At 46.6% G+C, this 17,712-nt stretch carries 16 protein-coding genes; 2 read left to right on the forward strand and 14 right to left on the reverse strand.

Annotated features, from left to right (window positions below; genetic code table 11):
• The first annotated feature begins 120 nt into the window (after positions 1-120).
• Positions 121-831, forward strand: a complete 711-nt coding sequence (locus tag JNUCC21_RS17820; RefSeq protein WP_100001615.1) for a hypothetical protein — start codon at positions 121-123, stop codon at positions 829-831.
• 41 nt (positions 832-872) lie between these two features.
• Here the strand turns inward: JNUCC21_RS17820 and JNUCC21_RS17825 are convergent, their stop codons facing one another.
• A complete protein-coding gene (locus tag JNUCC21_RS17825) occupies positions 873-2,663 on the reverse strand; it encodes a zinc ribbon domain-containing protein (protein ID WP_072589578.1) in 1,791 nt (596 codons plus the stop codon).
• Between the two features lie 131 nt (positions 2,664-2,794).
• Between JNUCC21_RS17825 and JNUCC21_RS17830 the strand changes: the two genes are divergently transcribed.
• Positions 2,795-3,256 (forward strand): N-acetyltransferase, encoded by a 462-nt coding sequence (locus tag JNUCC21_RS17830; protein ID WP_007409969.1) that lies wholly within the window; start codon positions 2,795-2,797, stop codon positions 3,254-3,256.
• A gap of 43 nt (positions 3,257-3,299) precedes the next feature.
• Here JNUCC21_RS17830 and JNUCC21_RS17835 read toward each other — a convergent pair whose 3' ends face one another.
• From JNUCC21_RS17835 to tpiA, 13 genes are all read right to left on the reverse strand, one after another.
• Positions 3,300-4,535: an MFS transporter gene (locus JNUCC21_RS17835; protein WP_369878381.1), complete on the reverse strand. Its 1,236-nt coding sequence runs from the start codon at positions 4,533-4,535 to the stop codon at positions 3,300-3,302.
• Complete coding sequence (locus JNUCC21_RS17840; RefSeq protein WP_072589580.1) at positions 4,510-5,430, reverse strand: TIM barrel protein; 921 nt, start codon at positions 5,428-5,430, stop codon at positions 4,510-4,512. Before JNUCC21_RS17840 ends, JNUCC21_RS17835 begins: the two co-directional genes overlap by 26 nt.
• Positions 5,431-5,437: 7 nt before the next feature.
• Complete coding sequence (locus tag JNUCC21_RS17845) at positions 5,438-6,115, reverse strand: PIG-L deacetylase family protein (protein WP_072589581.1); 678 nt, start codon at positions 6,113-6,115, stop codon at positions 5,438-5,440.
• Entirely contained in the window at positions 6,078-6,836 is a 759-nt protein-coding gene (locus JNUCC21_RS17850) for a WbqC family protein (protein WP_007409964.1), read from the reverse strand. The genes JNUCC21_RS17845 and JNUCC21_RS17850 overlap by 38 nt, the downstream gene beginning before the upstream one ends.
• Entirely contained in the window at positions 6,809-7,690 is an 882-nt protein-coding gene (locus JNUCC21_RS17855; RefSeq protein WP_072589582.1) for a GNAT family N-acetyltransferase, read from the reverse strand. Before JNUCC21_RS17855 ends, JNUCC21_RS17850 begins: the two co-directional genes overlap by 28 nt.
• Before the next feature lie 11 nt (positions 7,691-7,701).
• Positions 7,702-8,958, reverse strand: a complete 1,257-nt coding sequence (locus JNUCC21_RS17860; protein ID WP_072589583.1) for an aminotransferase class V-fold PLP-dependent enzyme — start codon at positions 8,956-8,958, stop codon at positions 7,702-7,704.
• Positions 8,924-9,853 carry an NAD(P)-dependent oxidoreductase gene (locus JNUCC21_RS17865; RefSeq protein ID WP_072589584.1) on the reverse strand — a complete coding sequence of 310 codons (930 nt, stop codon included), beginning with the start codon at positions 9,851-9,853 and terminating at the stop codon, positions 8,924-8,926. The genes JNUCC21_RS17860 and JNUCC21_RS17865 overlap by 35 nt, the downstream gene beginning before the upstream one ends.
• A complete protein-coding gene (locus JNUCC21_RS17870; RefSeq protein WP_369878382.1) occupies positions 9,850-10,980 on the reverse strand; it encodes a DegT/DnrJ/EryC1/StrS family aminotransferase in 1,131 nt (376 codons plus the stop codon). Before JNUCC21_RS17870 ends, JNUCC21_RS17865 begins: the two co-directional genes overlap by 4 nt.
• Positions 10,981-11,028: 48 nt before the next feature.
• Positions 11,029-12,363, reverse strand: coding sequence for a nucleotide sugar dehydrogenase (locus JNUCC21_RS17875; RefSeq protein WP_043020631.1), 1,335 nt, complete (start codon positions 12,361-12,363; stop codon positions 11,029-11,031).
• A 265-nt stretch (positions 12,364-12,628) separates the two neighbouring features.
• Positions 12,629-13,909, reverse strand: a complete 1,281-nt coding sequence (locus JNUCC21_RS17880) for a M28 family peptidase (protein WP_369878383.1) — start codon at positions 13,907-13,909, stop codon at positions 12,629-12,631.
• A 168-nt stretch (positions 13,910-14,077) separates the two neighbouring features.
• Complete coding sequence (eno, locus tag JNUCC21_RS17885; RefSeq protein ID WP_007409956.1) at positions 14,078-15,370, reverse strand: phosphopyruvate hydratase; 1,293 nt, start codon at positions 15,368-15,370, stop codon at positions 14,078-14,080.
• 27 nt (positions 15,371-15,397) lie between these two features.
• A complete protein-coding gene (gene gpmI / locus JNUCC21_RS17890; RefSeq protein WP_003151620.1) occupies positions 15,398-16,933 on the reverse strand; it encodes a 2,3-bisphosphoglycerate-independent phosphoglycerate mutase in 1,536 nt (511 codons plus the stop codon).
• On the reverse strand, positions 16,926-17,687 hold the full coding sequence (tpiA, locus tag JNUCC21_RS17895; protein WP_003151618.1) for a triose-phosphate isomerase: 762 nt from the start codon (positions 17,685-17,687) through the stop codon (positions 16,926-16,928). Before tpiA ends, gpmI begins: the two co-directional genes overlap by 8 nt.
• Positions 17,688-17,712 lie beyond the last annotated feature (25 nt).

Below are 17,712 nucleotides of genomic sequence, written 5' to 3' on the forward strand. Positions count from 1 at the left end.
TCAATTCATAGAGAAGGTGATTTGTATATCTTTAGAAAACTCCGTTACATCCGTCCTATTTTCTTTTATAATGTAAATATTGAACAAAATCCCTATATTACTTGTAAAAGGAGTTTTAGAATGTATTGTTCTCAATGCGGCCATCATACTGATGGCGGAAAGTTTTGTGAAAAGTGCGGGGCGCCCCAGCCCGGGCAGGGAGGCGCAGGCCAAACGCAGGGCCAGGCCGCTCAGGCCGGCGCCGCGGCTAAGCAGGCTTCAAAGCAATTTGCCTTATTCGTGCTTGATGTGTTAAAGCGACCGTATCAAACATGTAAAACGACAGGAGGCGAACAGCTTGTCAGCAGCATCATCAACATGGTGCTTTTCTGCCTGGTGACGCCGATTATGTTTTATATTCTCTTATCAGACGGCTTTCGTGACGTCAGTTTTACCGCGATTGTGGTCAAACCGGCGCTTACCTTTGCATTATGCGTTTTTTGCCTGTATCTCTTGACTTTTATCGCTTTGAAGGCCGGCGGCGCGCAGGTGTCATTTAAAGATTCGCTGTCCAGATTCGGGGCATTTTTGATTCCGTTTACAGCTATTTTGCTTCTTGCCCTCATTTTTATGCTGCTTCATACAACCGTTTGCTTCACCATTCTGGCTGTCGGTCTTTTAGGAGCGGCGTTTGCCGTGCCTCCGCTCATGCTGGCGAGCTATCAGCATCAGCTCACTACTAAGGCGGATATCATTTATTCTGTTATCGTCATCTATTTGATCATTTGCGTAACGTTTCAATTCACGATCAAGCATTATATAAAAGAACTCATGAATTATTTCTTCTTTTAAAAAACGGAAACCCCCGCCGCCTGATTGGCGCGGGGGTTTTTTTATCGAATGGATGTTAAATAAATTCTTCCGTCTTTAACAATGCCGCCATAGGTCCAATTATATGTTCTGAGCTTCGGACTGCCGCCGGCTTTCGTAATATAAAACTCCTCGTACGTATGAATCGTCAGATGAGAGCCTTTCTGTGAAAAGCTTTTGACATTCACTTCATTAAATACTTCGGTCGTCCCCTCGCTGTGCAGTTTTTTGACCAGTTTCTGCTGATCAGCATACAAAGGGCTTCCCTCTTCTAAATTGCCCGCCATGATGGCAAAATTGTTAAGGCTGACGGCGCTTGATTGGTTTGTCAGGTAATCAGTCATAAACGATGTGACTTGTTCATTCGTGAGGCTGCCTGAAGCTGTATTTCCTTTGGATGATGCCCATGCGGATGTATAGGTTTTCGGCTGGTCGTTTTTTATTTTTTTTACATTTGTCCCAGAAGAATCTGAGGCAGGGTCAGCTTTTTCGAAAACCCATTTTTTATGTTTTGTATCATATGAGAGTACATAGTGAAAGCTCGGCTCAGCCTCTTCCATATCAGGCTTCGTATTCCCGTCGAAATAAGCAGAATCATGAAGCTCTTTACCCGTAACAGTTACTTGCCAGCGGCCGTTCTCTTGAGAAATCGCAAATGAATCCAGATCAAAGCTTGTCTCTTTATACTGATCCTTCAAAAAGGTGCCGGAACTCTTCATGCCGGATACCACTTCTTTCGTCTGCTCTTTCCAGGCGGAACCAGCCTCGGTCATCTGATCGGTATTTCCGTCTGCCATCGCTTTTGTATACTGCTTCGTTGTTTTGACAATCGTGTCCATGATTGTTTGTTGTGTATCTTGATCCGGGATAAGCGTTAAGTCCACATCAGTACTGTTGATCGGGACATCGGCAGTTTTCATTTTCCCCCAAGGAAAATCAGCCTCCACGGCGGCTGTCATGGAACCGTCAGTTAAGAGCGGACCATATGTAACGGATGTAAACGGATCTTTATGGACGGACTTGCCGTTTATCAGCAGATCGCCTTTCGCGCTTTTGAAGCTGTCTGCCGGAGTGAATGTCACATCCTCGGCGTCTAACGGCAGGTCAAACTCAACATTCCGGCTGCCGGCCGCCTCTGCCTCTTGTTTTTTGACAACGTCAACCGTCTCATTTTTAAGCTTGGCTTCCGCCGTGTAGACACCGGGTGCATACGGGCCGAAGATTTGGGTTTCATCGGCTTTTTTGACCGTACCTGTTTTCTCGCTGTTGATATAAAGATCGGCGCCTTTATAATTGCTTGTGACCCGGAAATAAACCGGATCGACTTTCAGTTCGTAATGGTCAAACAAAAGAAGGGTTTTACCCTCTTTTTTGACGTATACCGCATCTGTTTCTGATGAATTGCCGCGAAGCGATGCCAGCAGTTCATCGTGTTTCTTTGCGTATGCAAGGAGCGGTTTGACATTGGTCTCATTCAGCTTCAGTTTTTTGTCTGAAGGAGTGAGCAGGGCTGCGAGCTTTTTCGTGTCCCCGTCATGAACCGCCTGTTCGAATTGATCCGTGAGCCTTTTTTCAGATGTCAGCCAGGCTCCGGTTTTATATGCGGCAATCAATAAGATCAGCGCTGCGGCAATGCCGCCCCACATGAAGAGCGTTTTTTTAGGGATCGGCTTTCTCATTTGTGAAGCAGGTTCAGCCGCTTTTACAGCCGCCTGCCGCTCCAGCCGGCTTCCTTTCCCGATCGGTTTTCCGCATTCTTTACAGAAATGCGCTTCTTCATTGTTCTGCTGGCCGCAATGCTTACAAAAAAACATGACTTTCCTCCTATTCAATCTGCAAAACTTGTATAACTTTTCCTATGTTTCATATTTTATAATAAAGTAGAATGATTTTGGAGTTATTTTCAAAAATAGCTGTCGATCATAACAGAGGAGGAGAAACGGACATGCAAAAACTGAGCATCCGAAAAGCCGCGGAGCCGGATGAAGCGCTGTATGAACTATTGCTGCTGGCCGATCCATCGAAAGAGATTGTCGATGATTATCTTGTAAGAGGAGAATGCTATACGGCTTGGACGTCAGACGAGCTTGCAGGGGTTTACGTTTTATTGCAAACAAGGCCTAAAACGATAGAAATCGTAAACATCGCGGTAAAAGAATCGCTGCAGAACAGGGGATTCGGGAAACAGCTGGTGCGGGATGCCATTGAAAAAGCGAGACAATCGGGGGCTGACACGATTGAAATCGGCACCGGAAATTCCAGTATTCATCAGCTGTCACTCTATCAAAAATGCGGATTCCGTATTCAGGCTGTCGACCATGATTTTTTTATCAGGCATTATGATGAAGACATTTTTGAAAACGGCATTCAATGCCGGGATATGATAAGGCTTTATTTGGATTTATGATAAAAAGGGCGCCGGCTGACATCGGCGCCCCTTCGTTTACCATTCAGACGGATTGATCCGCTTGTTTCTCTGTATTTCTTTGACTCCCTTGTCTGACTGAAAAAATAGCAAAAACGATCGTAAGGGTCAGTCCGACCGCCGCAAAAATATAATCCGCATTCATCAACAGCAGAAGCCCTGTGTAGACAGCGGCCGACAGCGGTTCACCCATTTTGACAATGGAAAAAATCAGTGCAAAGACCCTTCCGAAATATGCGGCCGGAACCGTCTTTTGGAAATACAGCACCGTTTGCACATCAATATACGAGATGATGATGCCAAGCACCAGGAAGATGATGCACTCAAACCCATGAAGGGGAAAAAACAGGAGCATAATGAGCAGTCCCGCTGCCGTTAACGTCCGCGGGTACAGCCGGTTCAAGCGTTTTGTATTCCATTTGAAAAATACGGCCAGATTGCCCAAAAGCATCCCCGCCTGAAACATTGAATACATGACGGCAAACCATACAGAATAGTTCTGCTGAAAACGCTCCACAGCAAGAATCGGCCCCATTACTGAAATAAGGCCGGCAATGACGAGATTTACGACGAAAAAGTATCCGACCGATGTCAGCCATGCCGCATTTCCTTTCAGCATTCTGTAACCGGCTTTTACATCTTCAGTTCCGTTGCTTTTTTCATTGGGCTGTTCTGAAATACGAATGAACGCGATAAACGCCGCGGAGATAAAAAAAGCAGTTCCGTTTATGGCAAACAGCAGCCCGAACGGAATAGCCGCAATCATGATCCCGCTGATCAATTTTCCGACGATGAGTCCGATCAAGTCACTCGTATTGATCAGAGATGTCGCCTGATCAAGATGCTGTTTGCGGACGAGCAGCGGAATGATCGCGACTTTCGCCGGCGCAAACAGCATCGATTGCAGAGATAGACAAAAGGCGCACACCCCGGCTATCCACACGGTTAATAAATCGTTCGCACTGAGCACCGCCAAGAGGATCATAATGGCGGCCCGGCCCGTATTGCACAAATACAAGATCGACTTTTTTCGGAATAAATCAATCAGCGGACCCGCCAGCACGCCAAATGTCAACGGCACGAGTTCGATAAAAGAAATAACGCCGACTAGAATTTTGCTGCCGGTCAATTCCAGCACTAACAGCGGCAGAGCAATGAGCCAGACCCCGTCCGCTGCTGAAGAAAACACCTGTGCATACCAAAGCTTTGCATAGTTCGGTGTTCGATATGTCATATCAGACCCTTTTTTGATCCTCGTCATCAGAAACACCGCCGAACCAATCCAGCGTTCTCCATGATTCCCGTCTTTCCGTATAATCCTCTTCCATCACCTCAAATACAATGCCGGTATCTTGATTCCGATAAAGCTCCTGCAAAGTATCTGCAGCCCGTCTCAGCAGCTCCTCAGCGATCGTCCCTTCACTCGGATGGCGGCCCTCAAAACAGCGGACGCCGCCATGCGGGAACGCAAGCTGGCGAAATGAGCTGAAGTGATAATGCTTAATGCTCTCTTTTATCGAAAGAAACTGAAAGAAATCGGGATATTTCAGCTGATCATTTCTGAACATAAGAGCGGAAGACAAGTGAGTCTGATAGGTAATCGCCCAATGGCACAGATCCCACGTAATACCGACATGCTTCAGATCCAGCTGCACCAGCTCTGTAAAATCCTCAGGATAAATGAAAATCGGATCAAAATCCTCTCCCAGATTCCCGATGATCGGAAGGTTTTCCACACCGATCCAAATGTCCGTCCCTTTCAGCTGCTCATCAAACTCCGCGAAAAACTCAACGATTTTTTTACGGTTTCCTTCCAGGTCATAGACTTGAAATTCCTCAACCGTCATAAATTGATTCGCATGAACGGTTATGCCTTTGGCGCCGTATTTCACAGCGAGCTCCGCAAAGTGATAAAGCTGTTTTTTGATGTGATCTTCATTCACATAATCGGCATGATCTGTCGGAAAATGCAGCGTTAATAATGAAGGATCAAGCTGTTTCGCATATTCCAGCGTCTGATTAAATGTTTTGATATAATCCGCTTCCTCAAAGGAATGGCCGTCAAAAATATTCGCTTCCAGACCGTATCCCGCTTCCACCCATTTCTCATCGATTTGCTTCGGATCAAGTCCGAAAAACGGAATTTGAGCAATCATAGGACAGTCACCATGTTCCTCTCACCAGCATAAACGCTTCCGCAGCGGTAAAACCCGCTTTTGCTCCCCACACACGGGCATTATGTTCGATCGCCTGCAAAGAGCGGGGATGAGGGAAGTCTCTGAGCTCGGAGCCGTAACACGCCATCGATTTCAATTTCGTTTCAAGCTCGTCTTCAATATTAACGAAGAAATTGGCATGAAACTGATCCTTCTGACAGTAATTCCATTCCGTCGAAGACAATGTTTCATAGGCAAAAACCCGTTTTACCGTATGACCGGGAAGCGGACGGGTTGCCGTCATGACCGCTCTGAATACGACGGAGTGGTCAATATTAATGTCACCGCCGTACTGTGTATACACAATGTCAGGCTGAAAACGATTGATTTGTTTCTCCGCTTCCTTCACGACATCCAGCAAATCCATTGAATCCATTCTGTTATCAGGAAGGTTCAGCCTGACAAAATCAAGGATGCCCAAAGTGCTGAGCGCCTGCTCCGTTTCTTGATTAGAATGCTCCATAACGGAATCTTCAGGCTTTTCGTAATCCGTTTTTCTTGATGATTTGCCTTCCGCCATAATGACTGCCGACACGCTGTCACCTTGGCGGACATGTTTGGCGAGCGTGCCGCCGACGCCGATAATTTCATCGTCGGGATGCGCTGCAAATACCATTACTTTCATCATATTGCCCTCCTTTAACTAACATTTCAGCTGTATCCGCTCCGCAGTTCATCAGCATATCAAGCATGGAGAGGTGAGGGATATGCTCCCCGAATAATTGAGGATAGCCAAAATGCCGGATCTGCTGATACTCAATGACAATTCCGTTTCTTTCAAAATCGCTTTCTATTAAATAGTCGGAACCCTGACTGCCTGAATAATAACGGTCCGCCCCCAGCTCCTGACAAAGCGCTAAAACAAAATCGCTTTTTTTCTCCTTCCGGCATTCAAGCTCAGAGACATAACAGAGCGGCGTTTCAATTCGGAGCTCTTTTCGGAAAAATTCAATGATGTGCATATTCAAATCATGGAGATATTCCCACTCCCGCTGATAGACATCTTGAAAAAAATGCTGGTATCGCTCAAAATAGGGAGCTTTCGCATAGTTCATTTTAATCGCCATCCAATGTTTTTTCCGCCAATCCTGTGTCTGGTCGATTTTCATATGCCGAAGCTCTATGTCTTTATATTGTTTCATCTGTAAAGGCACTGTCAGCCATCTGGGGCCTTGCGGCGTTTTGATTCTGTTGCGGTTGAGAAATCCTTTTTTCTCAAATTGAGCTGTGTCATGAATGGCAAACAGATCCGACTTATACATTTTTTCAAAAAAACCGTACCACGGCAGATAACTGGATTGATGGCCGCTTATTGTTTTCATTCCGGTTTCGTAAAAAGTCGGCATTGTTTTTCTTCAGCTCCCCAATATCGTTTCGGTCTCGCGATTTCTTTACTGTGTGAATAGCCAAAATCAGCCCATTGAAGCTTGCGGCAAATGGCGAATTGCAGGGCGTCACGCATCAATAAGTAAGAGGCCTGCGCTTTTTTTCCCGCCAGGCTGTTTACATTCTGCCAATAATAGAAATGAGAGCGGTCATAGAGAAAAATACTGCTGCTGATCAGCGTCTCATCCTTATATGCTCCGATCCAAAACATCCGGTCCGCAAACGTGTCAAGCAGCTTTTGGAAAAAGCCCTGGCTCAGCACATAAGCCGCGCCGATTGCCGCCGTATGCTCTTTGTAGAGGTCATAAAACGCGCCAAGTTCTTTTCGCCCGATCAGCCGGGTGACAATATTCTCTTTTTCAGCGTATCTGACTGCCGTCCGGGCTTTTCCGGAAATGCCCGTCCAAAGTTCGTCAAACGTGTCCGGAAGCGAAAGAATCCGTGTCGCCTTTTCCGTCCATCCTTCCCTGATTTCTTCTGTAAAAGAAGTCTGACCGTACGGCAGCAGCATCCGGGATATGTTCCGGCCGAATATGGCCTGAATTTCACTTTGAAGCCATTCAAATGAGATGGGGCGATCTGAAATAACGCCGCCGTATCCGATCATGTTGCCGGATAATACGCCCTTCTGTTCAAAAAGCGGAAGATAGATGACCTGTCCTCCGTCCGTTGTCAGTCTGACAGGGTGAAATGACGTGCCGGGAAGCTCTTCCATGAGGATTCCCCAATCATAGCTTTGAAACAATCCCGCCTGATACATGTCAGCGGCCCGATCCCATGCCTGGCGGGTCGTGCATACTGCTGTTTTTTGCATAGTTATCACCACTATTCAGTCTTATTCTGTTGCTCACAATATGATAAAACGGATTCGGCTATATATCTGACTTGCTCCTTTTGAAGAGGAGGTTTAAACGGCAGGGAAAGAACTCTCTTCCAAAGCGGGTCTTCCCCGCCTTCCCCCGCGTATGTTTCATAAACCGGAATACGTCCGAGGGGAAGGTAGTTCCAGCATGTTTGGATGCCTCTTTCGGCTAAATAAACGGAACACCCGTACCGCTCTTCATCCCGGGGAAATACAATTGTTAAATAATTCAGATGTTCTCCTTCTTGGGGCTGAATCATTCTTATGCCGTTTGTTTCTTCCGCCTTTGCAAAGATTTCTCCCGCCGTCTCTAAGTTTCGGAGCGAAGCTGTTACAAGCTGATCCATACGTGAAAGCTGATCATCAATAATGGCTTCCCTTGCCGGATGCATGCGAAGCACGGGTACAACAGCCGGTTTATCCGGCAGAGCTTCGAGCTTTGTGGCTTTCATGGAAGGCATGGCGCCCGCTTTTCTAAACATATATGAAATAGGATGATGCCGTTTCCGTTTCATTACAGCTTGGATTCTTTGATTTCTGATATAGATTCGATAGTCAGCTGCCACTTGGCTGCGCTGTTCCATCGGGAGATTTGCTTTTTGCCGAAGCCATTCTTTCGGCGCGATTAACGCGCCGCCTCCGATACTCGCAAGCGGCTTTGAGGGGCCGAAGCTTAAAATGCCGAAATCGCCCAAACCGCCGGCAAATGTATCCGCTTGTTTTGTAAACATGGCTTGAGCGGCATCATCAATGACAGCAATTCCGTTTTCCTTCGCCCAGTCAATGATAGCGGTATTTTCTCTCCGGCCGTATACATGCGTGAGGATAACCGCACACGTCTGCCTTGTCACTTTTTTTTTGACATCCTCAAAAGATAAGGATAGATGCTCATCCAGCTGCGCAAACACAGGCGTCGCACCGGATTGCAGCACGGCATCAATGACATTCGGGCAGCTGAAGGATGAGAAAATCACTTCTTTCCCCGGCCCGGCTCCCGAATAAGTTAATGCGAGCACCAGTGCCGCACTGCCGCTGGAGGTCAGCACAACCCCTTTTCCGTAACGTTTTTCCAGTTTTTCAGTCAGTCCGCTTTGTCCGGCAGTAAGCAAGTGTTTCACCGCGCGCAGACGGCCGCTGACGGAAAACTGTCCGGGATAAACGGGATATTTGACCACTTCCGGGTTTTTAGGAAAGTGAAAGTTTGTGCTTTTGTCTTTCATCTTTTATGATCTCCAGGCCTTCATTCAGACTTACTTTCGGAGCGTAACCGAGCAAACGTTTCGCCTTCTCGATTGACGGCGCCCGCTTAAAAATTTCGATGTCTTTTCCCCTCACGCCGTCTTCGCCCAGCTTTTTAAACAGATAGTTATCCTTCTCTCTGCCTGAGAGCACATTGACTTTTTCAGCCAGTTCTTTTATCGTGATCGGCTGGTCGTTCCCGATATTGAAGTCTTCAAAGACGGCTCCTTCATGAATGAGAGCGAGATAAGTTCCGGTGACGATATCACTGATGTAGCTGAAGCAGCGTATTTGTCCGCCGTCCCCGTAAAGAGGCAGCTCAGAGCCATTCTCGGCCATGCTGAAAAACTTGTTGATGACAAAATCCTCGCGCTGTTTCGGCCCGTATACATTAAAGTACCGGACGACTCGAATATGAAGTTCGTCGGTAGCCTGTTCTCTCAAATATTCCTCTGATTGCAGTTTGGCTTTTCCGTAAGCTGATTTCGGAAGCTTTCTGCTTGTCTCGGTATAAGGAAAATCCGGTGAATCTCCGAACACTTCTGAACTCGATGAGAAAAGAAGTGTGCTGATTCCCAATTCACCGCATACCTCAGTGACGTTTTTCGTTCCTTCAAAATTGACCCGTATGACGTCTTCTTCATTGCTTCGGCAGCTGTCCACTCCGACCATTGCCGCCAAATGGACAACCGCATCCGCTCCCCGCAGTGATTCGCGAAGGGACGTCCGGTCAAGGATATCCGTTTGGCGGTATTCAGTGTCAAAAGCCGGCTCCTTTTGATCTGCAATGATGGTGTGATAACCTTTATCCTGTAATAATGCCGCCAGTTCGCTTCCGATAAAACCGGCTCCTCCGATAATCGCAATATGTTTCATGATCCTACCTCCTGGCTGATAGTCAAAACTTCTTTTATAGACTTGACAATATAGCTGCACTCCTCATCTGATAATTGGCTGTAAAGAGGCAGTGATACGATCTCCCGGAAAACACGTTCAGTTACCGGAAGCTCGGCAGGAAAATGTTTTTTATAGTAAGGATGCAAATGCACGGGAATAAAGTGCACGCTCAGCCCGATTTGTTTTTCTTTCATTTTCTCAATAAACAGATCTCTGTCCATACCGCCGTTTTCTCGAATCCGTAAAATAAATAAATGCCATGAGTGCGTTATGCCGTTTGGAATGTCAGAAAGCGGAAGCGCCGCTTTGTCAGATTGGCCTGACAGTTCACGTACATAAAATTGAGCGATCTGTTCCCGTTTTTCTTGAATGTCGTTTGCGCGCTTCAATTGAACCAGACCGAGCGCGGCCTGAATATCCGTCATATTATATTTAAAGCCCGGCAGTAACACGTCGTATCTCCAGCTGCCTTTTTCACCGTACCGGTTCCAGGCATTTTTTGTGATGCCGTGCCAGCCGTACAGCCTCGCTCTTTCTGCGGCCTGTTCGTCTTTCATGACGAGGGCTCCGCCTTCCCCCGTTGTAATATTTTTGGTGGCATAAAAGCTGAAGCACACGGCATCACTGTGAGTGCCGATCATGCTTCCGTTATATTTTGTACCGAGCGCATGAGCGGCGTCTTCAATCAGATACAATCCGTTTTCTTTACAAATGGACTGCAAGTTTTCCAGATCAGCCGGATAGCCGGCAAAATGAACCGCAATTACCGCTTTTGTGCGCGGCGTTATTTTCTTCCTGACATCTTCAGGATCGGCACATAGACTTTTCTCGCATATATCCGCAAACACCGGAACGGCTCCGGCGTGCAGGATGACATTGACGCTGGAACAGAACGTGAAGCTCGGCACGATGACTTCATCGCCTTCTCCCACACCGAGCGCCAATAAAGCCATATGTAAGGCAGCGGTGCCTGAATTACAGCTGATGACGTGTTCGGCTCCAATACATTCTCCCAGCTTTTTTTCAAAATCGATTACCTTCGGGCCTTTCGAAATCCAGCCCGACTGAATCGTTTCGGTTACGCTTGCGATTTCTTCGTTTGTCATATCAGGTCTGTGAAAAGAGATAAATCGATTACTAATGACCGTTCCCTCCTATAAAGTGACAACTCTGCAATTGTCGGCTGATTTTTCCTTGCATACATTTCTTGTGTCAAAGATAATCGGTGAGGCATCCTTCAAAATACTGTAGTCGATGACATCGTGATCTGTATGAATGATGATGACGTCGTACTGATTGATTTGTTCTTTTGTGAAAGGGACAGATTGTTTGCGGCTTCCGTCATTCAAGCGGATCTCGCTGATAAACGGATCATGATAATCAATCGCGCATCCCTTGTCCATCAATTCTTCCATTATCGTAAACACTGAGGATTCACGCGGGTCATTTGTATTTTTTTTATAAGCGGCCCCTATTATTAAGATGCTGCATTTGTCTTTGCCCGCCAGTTTCAAAGCATAGTCAGAGACAGAAATCGGCATGTTGGAATTGATTTCGTCCGCGAGATCAATTAATTTTGTCTGCAGCCCTTTTTCATTCGCGATCCATTTGAAGTAAAAAGGATCAATCGGGATACAATGGCCTCCGACTCCGGGACCCGGGATAAATTTTTGAAAGCCGAACGGCTTCGTGTCCGCCGCGCAGATGACTTCCCATATATCAATATCAAGTTCACGGCAATTAAGCGCCATTTCATTGATAAGAGCTATATTGACATAACGATAAGTATTCTCTAGGAGTTTAGCTGTTTCAGCTACTTCGGGTGAGGTGACCGGGTGAATGCTTGTAACAATGGTGCTGTAAAACGCTGAGGCAAGTTCTGTGCAAGTCTGTGTGGTTCCGCCGACTACTTTAGGAATATCTGAAACTTCATATTGCCTGTTGCCCGGATCGATTCTTTCCGGAGAATAAGCCGTAAAAAAGTCTGTTCCTATTTTCATGCCGCGGCTTGATGCCATTCTGTCGGCAATCTTTTTTTTCGTTGTTCCGGGATAGGTGGTGCTTTCTAAAATTAAAAGCTGATGCTGCCTTCCATAAGCGATCATGCTGTCAACTGCACTGTCGATGTAGGTTAAATCGGGGATCTTGTCTTTTTTGTTCAGGGGTGTCGGCACACATATCACAATGATGTCGCATTTTTGGATGAGCGACATGTCGGCGCTGATTTGAAAGCGTTTTGTTTGTAAAGCCGAGTTCAGTCTGTCGTCCTCTATATCTTGAATATGGCTGCTTCCGGCGGCTAACAAGGAAACCTTTTCACTGTTTTTGTCGAATCCGATAACATTGTATCCTTTATCGACACATTCCAGCGCAAGAGGAAATCCCACATATCCCATGCCTAACACGCCTACAATCGCCTGCTTCGTTTCAATCAGATGTAACAGCCGTTTTTGACCAAGGTTGCTGGCTTCTTTTGTGACAGTATTCATTTTTCGCCCCCTAATAGATAGAAAAGAGTATTGTTTTTTACAATTTAAAACAAATATCGATCGATATCGCAATTATAACAAAAGTTAAAATTTGATAAATGAGTTTTACATCCTTTTATAAATTAGGTATTATCTATTTATTTTTCTTTTATTTGTAAAATAAAATCCTGTCAAATGGTATATATCTGGTAACGAGTGAGAAAATCTCCCTTAATTGAGAGAATATACAGAAAACAATATAAAAAAACAGGCCGAAGCCTGTTTTTTATTCTTTCACTGCCTCAGTTACAGCCGCGGAAACGAGTGATCCCGCTTTCTCTAATCGTTCTTTGCTGATGTGTTTCATATTATCATTCTCAGTGTGATACCAGGGCCCCGGCTCCTGTGTATCGGGGCTGAGCCAAATCCAGTTAGCCGACGGAATCCCTGCTTCATAAAAAGAGACATGGTCTGAGTAACCGAGCTGAATCAGGTTTGGCTTGACCAAGCGGGATTTTTCAGCGGCTTTTTCAGCATACCGGACACTCGGGTTTTCCCTGCCGTCAGGAGTCGTGACACACATTTGACTCGCTTCTTCCCAGTCAGTCGCAATCATATCGGCATTAAAATTGGCCTGGCTGTGCTTTCTTTCATTGTTCGTGAGTGTACTGACGTAATAAGATGAACCCGCAGACCATAATTCTTCTGCACCGAACAGGATAAAGCGGATCTCTTTGTCTTTCGGTATGTGTGTCAATTGTTTGCTGATTTCCAGAACGGCAGATGTGCCTGAGGCGTTATCATCCGCTCCGGGCGCGCCTTTTACGCTGTCATAATGCGCTGTGACATAAATAATATCAGCATCAGAAGAGTTGGCCTGTGCCGCTTTGCGCGTTCCTATAATATTTTGTGAGGTGCGGTTTTTATAGTTTTTAAATTGAATGACTGCCTGCTTTTCCTGCAGCAGTGCTTCACCGTCTTCTTTTTTCATACCCGCCGCCGGTATCGTGATTCCTTTATCGGTATGCGGACGGACGGCGAGCGGTTTTGTTGTCTGATTATAAATAATGACTGCTTTGGCTCCCGCTTGTTCGGCATGTTTGATCTTTTGAGAAACGGGGATCTTTCCTTCGCGTATCACTGCAATCTTTCCTTTGGCTCCTGTTACGTCATCGCGTGATCCGCAGCCGCCGTCAAAAATCCCTCCCTCAATTCTCAGCTCTTTTTCAACAGCGGATTGATCAGCGGAGCGGAGCGGAAATTCATGATCTCCCGCTGTGACTGAACCTGAAAAGTACTTTTTCAACGGAAATGACTGTACTTTGACACTGGCGCCCTGAGCCCGCAGACGATTCGATATGTATTCAGCCGCTTCCTTTTCTTTCGCAGTTCCGGTTTCCCGCGGTCCGATGGTTTCACTCAGATCATGCATCGTGTCCAATGCCTCATCAGCATCAAAAACCGGCGCGGTCACGGCTGAATAAGCATGAGTTTCGGACAGCGGCCCGGCAGACGCGCCCCATATGAGGCTTGCTGCCACCACGGCTGACATAAATGAAAATTTCATCATAATCCCTCCTCTTATTAACACCTCTTCCCTTTCGATTGAAGAACACTGATTCCTTTAAAAAGGGGAAAAATGAATATTATTGACCAAATGAAGATGATGAAAAAGGAGGGAAAAGCCCGGGAGCATAAAAAAACGCCGGGAGAATATCTCCCGGCGTCCATTCCATTACTTATTCAAGTTATAGAAAGAGTTGATACCGTGGTATTGAGCAGTTTCAGCCAACTGATCTTCGATGCGAAGAAGCTGGTTGTATTTCGCAACACGGTCCGTACGGGACGGAGCACCTGTTTTGATTTGTCCTGCATTAGTTGCCACAGCGATGTCAGCGATTGTGCTGTCTTCAGTTTCACCTGAACGGTGAGAGATAACGGCAGTGTAGCCCGCGCGTTTCGCCATTTCAATCGCATCGAATGTTTCAGTCAATGTACCGATTTGGTTTACTTTGATCAGGATAGAGTTGCCTACGCCGTTTTTGATACCTTCAGCAAGCTTTTTCGTGTTTGTAACGAAAAGGTCGTCACCGACAAGCTGAACTTTTTTGCCAAGACGCTCTGTAAGAAGTTTGTGGCCTTCCCAGTCGTTCTCGTCAAGTCCGTCTTCGATAGAGATGATTGGGTATTTAGAAACCATTTCTTCGTACCAGTCAACCATTTCAGCAGATGTTTTCACAACGCCTTCGCCAGACAGATGGTATTTGCCGTCTTCTTTGTTGTAGAACTCAGAAGATGCAGCATCCATCGCAAGTTTCACTTCTTCGCCAGGTTTGAAGCCGGCTTTTTCGATTGCTTCAACGATTGTTTGAAGCGCTTCTTCGTTAGAACCAAGGTTCGGAGCGAATCCGCCTTCGTCACCTACAGCTGTGTTCATTCCTTTAGCAGAAAGAACTGATTTCAGGCTGTGGAAGATTTGAGCGCCCATGCGAAGCGCTTCACGGAAGTTAGGCGCGCCTACAGGCATGATCATGAATTCTTGAATGTCTACGTTGTTGTCAGCATGCTCTCCGCCGTTTACGATGTTCATCATCGGTACAGGAAGCGTTTTTGAATTGAATCCTCCAAGGTATTGGTAAAGAGGAATCTGTAAGAAATCAGCAGCTGCGCGCGCACAAGCCATAGATACGCCAAGGATTGCGTTCGCACCGAGTTTGCCTTTGTTTTCAGTTCCGTCAAGCTCGATTAAAAGCTGATCGATTGCGTTTTGTTCAGTTACGTCAAAGCCGAGAAGCTCTGGAGAAATGATTTCGTTTACGTTGTTAACAGCAGTTAACACGCCTTTTCCAAGGTAACGGTCTTTGTCGCCGTCACGAAGCTCAACCGCTTCGTATTCACCTGTAGAAGCTCCGCTTGGCACTAATGCGCGGCCGAAAGCTCCTGTTTCTGTATATACTTCAACTTCAACTGTTGGGTTGCCGCGGGAGTCAAGGACTTCGCGTGCATAAACATCAACAATGTATGGCATGAGTTTGTCTCTCCTTTTGATTTACGCTTATTTTTGAATTAAAGATGTTCCGGTCATTTCTTTCGGTTTTTCAACACCGAGAAGGTCTAATAACGTTGGTGCGAGGTCGCCTAGGATTCCGCCTTCGCGCAGCGTCACGCCTTCTTTCGTCACAATGACAGGGACTGGGTTTGTCGTATGGGCAGTGTGCGGTTCGCCTGTTTCTGTAATCAGAATGTCCGCATTACCGTGATCAGCGGTAATGATGGCATGTCCGCCTTTAGCGATGATGGCGTCAACCACTTCGCCTAAGCATTCGTCCACTGCTTCAATTGCTTTAATCGTCGGTTCGACCATTCCGGAGTGGCCGACCATGTCAGGATTTGCAAAGTTCAGGATGATCGCGTCGTGCTTGTCAGCCGCGATTTCTTTTACAAGAGCATCCTTCACTTCATACGCGCTCATTTCAGGCTTCAAGTCATATGTCGCGACCTTCGGCGAGTTAATGAGGATGCGCTCTTCGCCCGGGAATTCTTCTTCGCGGCCGCCGCTCATAAAGAACGTAACGTGCGGATACTTTTCAGTTTCTGCAATGCGAAGCTGTTTTAACCCGTGCTGTGCCAATACTTCACCGACCGTATTGTCAAGGTTTACCGGTTTAAAAGCCACATATCCGTCAACAGATTCACTGAAGTGAGTCAGGCAGACGAAATACAGGTTTTTCGGATGATTTTCACCGCGGTCGAAATCGCGGAAATCTTTGTTGGTAAACGTGTTTGAAATCTGGATGGCGCGGTCTGGTCTGAAATTATAGAAAATCACAGAATCGCCGTCATGAATTTTCGCAACGGGTTCACCGTTTTCTTTTGTGATGACGGACGGAATGACGAATTCATCATGAATGCCGTTCGCATAAGAATCGTCGACTACATCCATCGCGCTGCGGTAAGACGGGCCTTCGCCGTAAGCCATTGCGCGGTACGCTTTTTCCACACGGTCCCAGCGTTTGTCGCGGTCCATGGAGTAGTAGCGTCCGGAAATGCTGGCGATTTCGCCGACACCGATTTCTTCGATTTGCTCATTCAGCTGCTGAATGTAAGTTTTCGCTGTTTGCGGACCTACATCGCGGCCGTCGAGGAAACCGTGAATATACACCTTCGTCAGTCCTTCACTTTTCGCAAGCTTCAGCAGCGCGAATAAATGATTGATATGACTGTGTACGCCTCCGTCAGAAAGAAGGCCGAACAGGTGCAGCGCTTTGTCGTTGTCTTTCGCGTTTTTGATGGCGTCAAGGAACGTTTGATTGCGTTCGAATTCGCCTTCGCGGATGGCAACGTTCACGCGTGTTAAGCTTTGGTACACAATACGTCCTGCGCCGATATTCAAATGACCGACTTCAGAGTTCCCCATCTGTCCTTCAGGCAGTCCGACTGCTTCGCCTGATGCCGTCAGCGTCTGATGAGGGTATTGGTTCCAATAACGGTCGAAATTCGGTTTTTTCGCTTGTGCGACTGCGTTTCCGACTGTTTCATTGCGTAATCCGAACCCATCAAGAATGATGAGTGCAGCTGGTTTTTTACTCATATTGACCTTCCTCCAATAATTGAACGAATGACTGCGGTTCAAGGCTTGCGCCGCCGACCAAAGCACCGTCAATATCGGACTCTGCCATATATTCTTTAATATTTGCAGGTTTTACGCTGCCGCCGTATTGAATGCGGAGCTTGTCAGCAGTTTCCTGGCTGAAGCTTTCAGCAACGACTTTACGGATATGCGCGCAGACGTCGTTAGCATCTTTCGCTGTAGAAGATTTGCCTGTTCCGATTGCCCAGATTGGCTCGTACGCAATAACGGAAGCGGCAACTTGCTCTTCAGAAAGACCCGCAAGACCTTTTTTCACTTGATCGGCAACAAGATCATTTGTTTTTCCGGCTTCGCGCTCTTCAAGCGTTTCACCTACGCAAATGATCGGCACAATGCCGTGTTTGAAAGCGGCATGCGCTTTTTTGTTAACTGTTTCATCAGTTTCAGCGAACATTTCACGGCGCTCAGAGTGGCCGATGACGCAGTAATCCACGCCAAGGTCTTTCAGAGCGACCGGGCTGATTTCACCTGTGAACGCACCGTTTTCTTCAAAATGCATGTTTTGGGCGCCGACTTTCAGGTCAGTTCCTTTAACAGCAGAAGTCAGCTTTTCTAAGAAAAGAGCTGGTGCGCAAACAACGGCTTCCGCTTTGTCTGCTGCTGGAATGGAAGATTTCACTTCTTCAACGAAGCTGACAGCCTCGCCGAGTGTTTTGTTCATTTTCCAGTTACCGGCTATAATTGGTTTTCTCATCTGTTCCACTTCCTTATAGCAGTTT

It is taken from the genome of Bacillus sp. JNUCC-21, from assembly GCF_041222765.1.
Lineage (GTDB): Bacteria > Bacillota > Bacilli > Bacillales > Bacillaceae > Bacillus > Bacillus velezensis.

What these genes read in the sequence shown, in the direction of transcription:
- JNUCC21_RS17830 (WP_007409969.1), top strand. Translation starts at nt 2,795, where the DNA reads ATGCAAAAACTGAGCATCCGAAAAGCCGCGGAGCCGGATGAAGCGCTG.
- gpmI (WP_003151620.1), bottom strand. Translation starts at nt 16,933, where the DNA reads ATGAGTAAAAAACCAGCTGCACTCATCATTCTTGATGGGTTCGGATTA.
- JNUCC21_RS17850 (WP_007409964.1), bottom strand. Translation starts at nt 6,836, where the DNA reads ATGCCGACTTTTTACGAAACCGGAATGAAAACAATAAGCGGCCATCAA.
- JNUCC21_RS17855 (WP_072589582.1), bottom strand. Translation starts at nt 7,690, where the DNA reads ATGCAAAAAACAGCAGTATGCACGACCCGCCAGGCATGGGATCGGGCC.
- tpiA (WP_003151618.1), bottom strand. Translation starts at nt 17,687, where the DNA reads ATGAGAAAACCAATTATAGCCGGTAACTGGAAAATGAACAAAACACTC.
- JNUCC21_RS17835 (WP_369878381.1), bottom strand. Translation starts at nt 4,535, where the DNA reads ATGACGAGGATCAAAAAAGGGTCTGATATGACATATCGAACACCGAAC.
- JNUCC21_RS17880 (WP_369878383.1), bottom strand. Translation starts at nt 13,909, where the DNA reads ATGAAATTTTCATTTATGTCAGCCGTGGTGGCAGCAAGCCTCATATGG.
- JNUCC21_RS17820 (WP_100001615.1), top strand. Translation starts at nt 121, where the DNA reads ATGTATTGTTCTCAATGCGGCCATCATACTGATGGCGGAAAGTTTTGT.
- JNUCC21_RS17840 (WP_072589580.1), bottom strand. Translation starts at nt 5,430, where the DNA reads ATGATTGCTCAAATTCCGTTTTTCGGACTTGATCCGAAGCAAATCGAT.
- JNUCC21_RS17845 (WP_072589581.1), bottom strand. Translation starts at nt 6,115, where the DNA reads ATGAAAGTAATGGTATTTGCAGCGCATCCCGACGATGAAATTATCGGC.
- eno (WP_007409956.1), bottom strand. Translation starts at nt 15,370, where the DNA reads ATGCCATACATTGTTGATGTTTATGCACGCGAAGTCCTTGACTCCCGC.
- JNUCC21_RS17825 (WP_072589578.1), bottom strand. Translation starts at nt 2,663, where the DNA reads ATGTTTTTTTGTAAGCATTGCGGCCAGCAGAACAATGAAGAAGCGCAT.
- JNUCC21_RS17870 (WP_369878382.1), bottom strand. Translation starts at nt 10,980, where the DNA reads ATGACAAACGAAGAAATCGCAAGCGTAACCGAAACGATTCAGTCGGGC.
- JNUCC21_RS17875 (WP_043020631.1), bottom strand. Translation starts at nt 12,363, where the DNA reads ATGAATACTGTCACAAAAGAAGCCAGCAACCTTGGTCAAAAACGGCTG.
- JNUCC21_RS17860 (WP_072589583.1), bottom strand. Translation starts at nt 8,958, where the DNA reads ATGAAAGACAAAAGCACAAACTTTCACTTTCCTAAAAACCCGGAAGTG.
- JNUCC21_RS17865 (WP_072589584.1), bottom strand. Translation starts at nt 9,853, where the DNA reads ATGAAACATATTGCGATTATCGGAGGAGCCGGTTTTATCGGAAGCGAA.